The organism is Variovorax sp. 01T439_2 (assembly GCF_056398445.1).
In genome coordinates this window covers 1-6003 of record NZ_JBFTPJ010000303.1, presented here as the reverse complement: position 1 = coordinate 6003, position 6003 = coordinate 1, and the positions used below count along the sequence as shown (strand labels likewise).

The 6003-nt window shown below is 68.5% G+C and carries 6 protein-coding genes; 1 reads left to right on the top strand and 5 read right to left on the bottom strand.

The annotated features are described in order from the left end of the window. A partial coding sequence (locus tag AC1DOC_RS15795) for a LysR family transcriptional regulator (RefSeq protein WP_478130059.1) occupies nt 1–907 on the top strand: 907 nt, incomplete at its 5' end. Between the two features lie 4 nt (nt 908–911). On the opposite strand, the gene AC1DOC_RS15790 is transcribed toward AC1DOC_RS15795, so the two are convergent. From AC1DOC_RS15790 to AC1DOC_RS15770, 5 genes are all read right to left on the bottom strand, one after another. Continuing rightward, complete coding sequence (locus AC1DOC_RS15790) at nt 912–2831, bottom strand: tannase/feruloyl esterase family alpha/beta hydrolase (protein WP_436299185.1); 1920 nt, start codon at nt 2829–2831, stop codon at nt 912–914. A gap of 105 nt (nt 2832–2936) precedes the next feature. After that, on the bottom strand, nt 2937–3815 hold the full coding sequence (locus AC1DOC_RS15785; protein ID WP_478079923.1) for a helix-turn-helix domain-containing protein: 879 nt from the start codon (nt 3813–3815) through the stop codon (nt 2937–2939). Nucleotides 3816–3842: 27 nt separating this feature from the next. Then, a complete protein-coding gene (locus tag AC1DOC_RS15780; RefSeq protein ID WP_478130058.1) occupies nt 3843–4544 on the bottom strand; it encodes an ABC transporter ATP-binding protein in 702 nt (233 codons plus the stop codon). 1 nt (nt 4545) lies between these two features. Then, a complete protein-coding gene (locus tag AC1DOC_RS15775; RefSeq protein ID WP_478130057.1) occupies nt 4546–5292 on the bottom strand; it encodes an ABC transporter ATP-binding protein in 747 nt (248 codons plus the stop codon). A 139-nt stretch (nt 5293–5431) separates the two neighbouring features. After that, nucleotides 5432–6003 (bottom strand): branched-chain amino acid ABC transporter permease (locus tag AC1DOC_RS15770; RefSeq protein WP_478130056.1); only part of this gene is annotated, 572 nt, incomplete at its 5' end.

The following is a 6003-nucleotide window of genomic DNA, read 5'->3' as shown; positions in this document are numbered from 1 at the left end:
ACGTCAGTTCGGCGACATCCTCCTGGGCAGCATCGAACTCTTCTGTCTTGCTGCGGAGACCGGTGGCTTCACTTCGGCGGCGCTTGCGGCCGGTGTGACGCCGGCCGCTGTGAGCCGCTCGATCTCGCGGCTCGAAAATCGGCTGGGCCTGCGACTGTTCGTGCGCACCACGCGCAGCGTGCGGCGCACCGATGCGGGCCGCACCTACTTTGCGCAGTGCCAGCAGGCGCTGGCGCAGCTTGCCGATGCCGAGCGCGAGGTCATGGGCCAGCAGGCGCAGCCTTCGGGCACGCTGCGCATCAGCGTGCCGACCACCTACGGCCACCACCGCATCCTGCCGCTGCTGCCGGCGTTCCGCGAACGCTTTCCCGACATCCGGCTGCACGTGCACCTGAGCAACCGCAATATCGACTTCGTGGAAGAGGGCTACGACATGGCCGTGCGCGTGCGCGCCCAACCCGACTCCACGCTGATCGCGCGGCACCTCGAAGATGCCGGCCTGGTGGTGGTCGCCACCCGCAAGTACCTGAAGAAGGCCGGCACGCCGCGCACGCTGGACGACCTTGCCGCGCACGAGTGCATCCAGTTCGAGCTGCCCAGCAGCGGCCGCCGCATCTCGTGGCTCTTCAAGGAGAACGGCAAAGACCGCGAGGTCTTTGCGGACAGCGCCTACAGCTGCTCCGACGACGTGCTCGGCGGCGTCACGCTCGCCAAGAGCGACGCCGGGCTGTTCCAGACCTACCGCTTCGTCGTGGAGAAAGAGCTTGCAGACGGCTCGCTCGTCGAAGTGCTGAAGCCGTTCGCGGGCCGCTCGCGGCCCTACACGCTGCTGTACCCGGACGGGCGGCACGTGCCGCTGCGCATGCGGGTGTTCATCGACTTCCTGATGGCGCAGCGGCCGGGCTGAAGGCTCAGCGGCAGGCGAAGCTGGCCGCCGCCTTCACGTCGCCGCCAAGGTAGGCAAGCTTCTTCGGATAGGTGCACAGCGGCCGTGCGAGCGACTGGTCCGCGTTCTGCAGCACCAGGTTGTCGGGCGTCACGCCTTTCTCGACCCAATCGGTCAACGCGGCGAACAACTGGTTCGGTGCCGGCAGCGGTGGGTTGGCCGCGGGGCTCACTCCTGCCAGACCGTTCACGGAGCCCACGCCCGCGCAGTGCCCCATCGCCGGGATCTCGAGGTAGCGGTAGAACTTCTGCGTCTCATCGATGCCGCCCATCGCCTTGGCCGCGCGCTCGTAGTAGTTGGCCGTGCCCGAGTTCGGAATCAGCTGGTCGGCCAGACCGTGGTACGTCAGCAGCTTGGCGCCGCGGTCGCGGAACTTGGCCAAGTCGGGGTTGTCGGCGTTGATGTTCGCGAACGCGGTTTGCAGCGCCTTGCCGCGGTCGCTGGCGTTGGCCAGTTGCGCATACGACAGCGCCTTCCAGTTGTTCGCGCCGTTGCCTGTTGCATTGATGAAATCGGGCGTCGCAATCGTCGGGTCTTGCAGGTTCAGCGCCACCTGGTGTGCCGCAATCGGAAACGGGTTGGGCACGCCGCCCGTGGAATCCGCGAGCGAGAACCCCGGCATGCCGGGGCTGTTGAGCGCGGTGCCGCGYGTCAGGCCATACCAGAGCTGGCCCGAGGCCAGCGTAGCGCCGTAGCCCACGTCGCTTGCAGGCGCCGGTGCGCTGCCGTCGCGCGTCTGCCCGTACCAGATCTTGTTGACGGCCTGGGCCTGCACGGTCGTCAGGCAGGCGGCGGTGGCATTGCTGCCGCCGCTGCCGGTGCACAGCACGGCGGTGTCCTGCGTGGGGTCGTACTTGCAAGCCGCCGGGTCGCTGATGAAGCCTTCGTGCTGGCCGGTGAGCGTGCTGTCGCAGGCACTCACCGCGGCGGACGACACCAGCGTCATCTGGTCCGGCGTGAGCGGCGTGCCGCCCAGGTCGCGCTGCATCACGATCTGCGGGTACAGCTCGGCGGTGATGAAGGTGGTCCAGTTGATCGCGCTGTTGCCCGCCAGGATGCCGTCGAAATCGTCGGGGTTCACCTGCGCCTGCATATGGCCCTGTCGGCCGCCGGTGGAGCAGCCGTCCCAATAGGCGTACTTTGCGTCGCGCTGGTAGAAGCCGGACGCGAGTGCCTTCGCCTTCACGGCCATTTCGTGGATGCCGCGGCTCGCGAAGTCGGTCCAGAGCGTGGTGTTGATGGTGCCGTCGGGGTTCATCGCGAACGAGCCGTCCACCGCGCCGATGGGCAATTTCGATGCATGCCCCGCGTCGGTCACCGCGCTCACCGAGCCTTCGCCCGCCGCAATGGCGGCTGCGCCGGCGCCGCCGATCTGCGTTCTGGAGCTGATGCCGGCGTCGCCCACGAAGCCGCCACCGCCGAGTACGCGCAGGCGGTTGTTCCATTTGGTCGTTGCGGGCAGCCACACCTCGATGCCGATGCCGGGCGAGGTGGACGGCGCATCGGCCGGTCCCGCATGGCCCGGCCCCACATTGAGCTTGACCATGCACAGGTCGCTGGCCGCCACAGTGCCCGAGGCCGTGCCATCCAGGTTCAGGTCATCGCCCTGCTTGAACTGCTTCACCACGGTGACGGTGGTGTTCGCATCGGGCTTGAACGCGGTCTTCAGGCTTTCGTCGCATGCGAGCGCCATGGGCGTTGTGGGGCCTGCGGGCGGCGGCGATGTGGGGATGAAAGGCAGCGAGGGCCCCGAGGAGTCGCTGCCGCCGCAGGCAGTGAGCGCCGCGGCGGCGCACATGCCCATGCACAGCGCGGCCAGTGCCGTGGGTGCAATGCGTGAAGGGGTGCGCGGGTTTTGTCCGGGGTGCAGGCTCGTTCGGGGCATCTTCTTGTCTCCTGTTGTGTGGAGATCTAATTTGCCTTTCGCCTGCGTTCCGGTCTATCGACAAGCGATCATCGCTTGCGGGATCCATTCACCTCGCACCGGGACTTACCCGAGCCGTGCGCGCGCGGGCGTGGTGCCCACCAGTTGCTTGAACACCTGCGTGAAGTGCGCCTGGCTCGAGAAGCCGACGGCATGCGCGATCTCGGCGAGAGACAACCGGCCCTCCAGCAGCGCAAGCGAATGGCGCACGCGCTGCTCCATCACATAGCGGTAGGGCGTCGAGCCGGTGCTGGCCCTGAAAAGACGCGTGAAGTGCACCGCACTCATGTTCAGCTCGGCCGCGAGTTCGTCGATGCCGAAGTCTTCGCCCAGGTGCTGCATCACCCAGTCGTACACCCTGCGCAGGTCCGCCTGCGAGAGCCGCCCCGGCGCGCGCTTCGCGTTGCGCGCGCCGCCGTAGCGGCTTTGCAGATAGCTCACCAATGCCATGGACAGGCCCTGCGCATGCATGCGGCCCGACGTGCAGCCGCGCTCGACCTCGTCGCGCATGGCAATGGCGAGCGAGGTCAGCGTGGCGTCGGTGGTCGAGAGATGCGTCTGCAGGTGCAGCTCGCCATCGCTCTCGGGCATCAGGCTGCGCAGGGTTTCGGGGCGGATCTCCAGTGCAATCACTTCGTCGCACTGGCCGGACCACGTCACGCGGTCGACCTCGTAGCCCTGGTCGAAGATACACACGCTGCCGGGCCGGCTCTCGACGTGGCTGGTGCGGCGCCCCGTGGTCATTGCGGACTTCACATGGCCGCGCATGCAAAAGGCGAGCAGCGGATGGGGGTTGTAGCAGGCCGGGTTTTCGCCGTCGCCGTGCATCGCGCGCACTTCCAGCGCAAAGCCCTGCCATGGCGTGGCGGCCGCGTTCATTAGCATCCTGCCGTCGAACCGCACGGGCTTGCCCGAAAGATCGAGGAGGCTGATCTCGCGTGCCATCGCCATGCGCTCCTTCTACATCCCGCTCTACACGCCCAGCAAGTCTTCGAGCGCCTTCGGCTCGGACAGCAGGTCGGCCGACGCGCCATGCCGCACGATCTGGYCCTTTTCCATCACCACCGCCAGATCGGTGTGCGCGAGCACCTTGCGGTAGTCGCGGTCCACGATCAGCGTGGCGATGCCGGTCGCGCGGATCTCGCTGATCACGCGCCAGATCTCGGCCACGATCAGCGGCGCGAGGCCCTCGGTGGCCTCGTCGAGGATCAGCAGGCGCGGGTTGGTCATGAGCGCGCGGCCGATCGAGAGCATCTGCTGCTCGCCGCCCGAGAGCTGCTGGCCGCCGTGCGAGAGCCGCTCGGCCAGCCGCGGGAAGGTGGCCATCACGCGGTCGAAGGTCCAGGCGCGCCGGCCGTCGATGCCTGCGCGCTCGCTCATCACGAGGTTCTCGCGCACCGAGAGATTCGGAAAGATGCCGCGGCCCTCGGGCACGTAGCCGATGCCCAGGCGCGCCATCTTCTCGGGCGGCCAGCCGGTGACGGTGCGGCCATCGACCTGCACTTCGCCCGACGCGGGGCGCACATAGCCCATGACCGTGCGGATCAGCGTGGTCTTGCCCATGCCGTTGCGCCCGAGCAGGCCGACCGAGGTGGCGGCCGGAATGCCGGCATGCACGCCGCGCAGGATGTGGCTGTTGCCGTAGTAGGTGTTGAGATCGCGGACGACGAGCATGTCAGTGGTCTTCTCCGAGGTAGGCGGTACGCACTTCGGGGTTCTCTCGGATCGACCGAGGATCGCCGGTCGCGATGACCGTGCCGTTCACCATCACCGTGATGCGGTCGGCAATGCGGAACACCGCATCCATGTCGTGCTCCACCAGCAGGATGGCGTGCGTGGCCTTCAGCCGCGCGAGCAGCGTGAGCATGCGGTCGGTTTCCTCGGCGCCCATGCCCGCGAGCGGCTCGTCGAGCAGCAGCACGCGGGGCTTGGTGGCCWGGCACATCGCCACTTCGAGCTGGCGCTGCGCGCCGTGGCTCAGCGTGCCGGCGATGCGCAGGGCTTCGTTCGACAGGCCCGCGGCCTCGAGCGCCGCGTCGGCCGCCGCATTGCTGGCCGCGCAGCGCCCGGACGACTGCCACACGGTCCAGGGCCGCGCCGTGGCGGCCTGCGCCGCGAGCCGGCAGTTCTCGTGCACGCTGAACTCCGGAAAGATGGTGGTGCGCTGGTAGCTGCGTCCCACGCCGGCACGCGCGCGGCGCCACTGCGCGCGCCGCGTGATGTCGACGCCGTCGAGCGCGATGCGGCCCTCGGAGGCCTCGATCTCGCCCGAGAGCATGTTGATGAGCGTCGACTTGCCCGCGCCATTGGTGCCGATCACCGCGTGGACTTCGCCCACGTGCAGGTCGAGCGTGATGGCATTGACGGCTGTGAGGCCGCCGAAGCGGCGGGTGAGGCCTTCGACGGAAAGCAGTGCGGTCATGGTGTTGCTCCTTCCCCTTCCGGGGGAAGGTGGGGATGGGGGCTCGCGGCCTTCGAGGCTGCGCGGCGCTGGACGCCGCGCGCCCCCACCCCGGCCCTCCCCCGGGAGGGGAGGGAGAAAGAGGGAATGCAGGGGCCGGTCATGCAGCCCCCTTCGGCGACAGCCGCTTTGCCAGGCCGATCAGCCCCTTGGGCAGCCACGCCACGAACACGATGATCGCGATGCCCAGCGTCAGCTGCCAGTGGTCCGCGAGCGGCCCCATCACGGCGTGCGTCGAGAAGATTTCCTTCAGCAGCGTGAACGCGATGGCGCCGATGACAGCGCCGCGCAGATGGCCGAGGCCGCCGAGGATCACCATCAGCAGCACCTCGCCCGAGTTGTGCCAGGCCATCAGCTCGGGGTTGACCACGCCGTCGCGCGAGGCCAGCAGAAAGCCCGCGAGCCCGGCCAGCGCACCCGCCAGCACGAAGGCCGCGAGCTTGTAGCCGTACACCGGAAAGCCCGCCGCGCGCATGCGCTGCTCGTTCACGCGGATGCCCGCGAGCGCCGCGCCGAAGCGCGAGCGCCGCACCAGCGCCAGAAGGCCGTAGGTGAACACCAGCGATGCGAGCACCACGTAGAACAGCACCATGCGGTTCTCCAGGTCGAGCTTGCCGATGGCCGGCCGCACGTACATGTAGATGCCGTCGCTGCCGCCGCCCACCTTGGTGT